Raw genomic sequence first — 2,091 nt, forward strand, 5'->3', positions numbered from 1 at the left:
TTCTTTGCCGCCGCCGCCAAGCAACAGCTGCCGGAGCGCGAACGGCTGCTGCTGGCCATGGCCGATGTGACGCCGGACATGCGCGGCGAGGTCGAGCAGATCGCCAGCGATGCCGACATGCCGCTGGCGCCACTGTATGGCGCGCTGCTGTCTGAGAACCTTGCCGCGCTCGGTCCCGAGCAACGCGCCGCCAAGCTCAGGGAAGCCGCGGATGCCTTCGTCAAAGTGCAACGGGAAATGACCACGCTCGCCTCGGGCGATCCAGCGGTGACGCATTTGCGGCAGGAAGCGGAACGGCAGCTCTCGCTCGGTGCTTTCGATACCGCTCGCGCCAGGCTCGCCGATGCCGCCGGTATCGACAAGGATTCGCGCCGGCGGCTCAAGGCCAATTATGTGGAACGCACGCTTTCGGAAGCTGCAACCCATTCGCTGGAAGGCGGCGCGGCAAGCGCTTTGCTCAGATACCAGCTGGCCGCGGATGGCTATGAAAAGGCGACAGCGCTCTACCGCGAGGTCAATGGCGAGGACATTCCGGCTGACGACCGGCTGCAGCAGCTTCTGACGCTTGCCCGGCTGGGCGACGTCTATACGACGCTGGGCAGGCTCGATGACGCCGCCAAGGCCTACAAGGAATGGAACGAAGGATCGACAAGACGTGCCGGCATCGATCCGACAAATATCCTCTGGCAGCGGGATGTTTCGCTCAGTCTGGACAAGATGGGCGATACCGCCGTTGCCCAGGGCAAGCTCGGCGATGGCCTTGCCGACTACCAGGCATCGGCCGGCATGGCCGAGAAGGTCGCTGCCGCGGCCCCGACCGAGCTCGAATGGCAGAGCGATCTCTCCTTTGCCTACGATCGCATCGGCTACGTCATGCGCTCACAGGGCAATCTCAAGGACGCGATGCCCTATTACCAGAAGTCGCTGGACATTTCCAAACGGGTGGCCGGGCTCGAACCCGACAATGTTGCCTGGCAGCGCCGGCTCGGCGTGGCCCATGATTCGATCGGTGACGTGCTGATCATGGAGGGCGATTACAACGGAGCCCTCGACGCCTTCGGTTCGGGCTTTGCCATATGGCGCAAGCTGACGGAGCTGGACCCCGGCAATCTTTCCTGGCAGCGCGATCTGTGCGTCTCCTACACCAAGATCGGCGACAGCTTGCAGATACTGGGCGAATACAAGGACGCGATCGTTTCCTATCAGGCCGGCTTGAGCGTGAGTTCGGCCCTTGCCAGCGCCGATCCTGAAAATCTCGAGGGCCAGCGCGATATCGCGATCCTGCATGACAGCATCGGCGACGCGCAGCTCAATCTGCGGGCAAATGCAGAGGCTCTGGCCGCCTACAGCGAGGCCAACCACATCTGGGAAATGCTGGTCAAGACCGACCAGAGCAACACGCGATGGCTGCGCGATCTCGAAATCAACTACAGCAAGCTGGCCGACGCGCATTTGGCGAATGGCGAGCCGGACGCGGCGTTGTCCGCTTACAAATCGGCACTTGATGCATCTCTAGCCCTCACCGGAAACGACGCCAGCAACAGCCTCTGGCAACGTGATCTGGCGATCAATTGCGGCAAGATCGGCGATCTCCTGGCAAGAACAGGCAGCAAGGATCTCGCCACCCAATTCTACCAGCAGTCGCTCGACATCGCCGAGCGCTTCTCTGCCATCGATCCGGACAATTCGATGTGGCTGCGCGATATGGTCATCGACCATTTCAAAATGGCCGAGATGGGCCTTGATGTCCGTTCGAATCTAACGGCCGCCCTCAAGATCGCGTCCGATATGCAGCAGGCCGGAATCCTCTCCCCCACGGACGCCTGGATTCCGGATGAATTGCGCAAGCGGCTCAAGCAGCTCGACGCTCCGGCCAAGTGAAAGAGCCGTTTTTCGGCCTGGCTTGCTCGCGCCATAAAGAGATGGAATGGTCGGCATAGGACTGAGCCGGGGTTCGATTTGCGTTTGCTGTTTGCCCTGCTGCTGATACTTGCGACCACCGCCACCGCGGTGGCGGAGCGGCGCGTGGCGCTGATCATGGCCGAAGACGACTACCGGCTGGTCAGGCCCTTGGCCAATCCCCTCCATGAT

The 2,091-nt window shown here is 61.9% G+C and carries 1 protein-coding gene; it reads left to right on the forward strand.

From position 1 onward, the window contains the following. Positions 1–1,881, forward strand: a 1,881-nt coding sequence (locus tag A3A9_RS40870; RefSeq protein ID WP_033839187.1) for a tetratricopeptide repeat protein, incomplete at its 5' end; no start/stop codon positions are given. Positions 1,882–2,091: the final 210 nt, after the last annotated feature.

Origin of the sequence: Mesorhizobium loti CJ3sym, assembly GCF_000472785.1 — a bacterium.
Lineage (GTDB): Bacteria > Pseudomonadota > Alphaproteobacteria > Rhizobiales > Rhizobiaceae > Mesorhizobium > Mesorhizobium loti_E.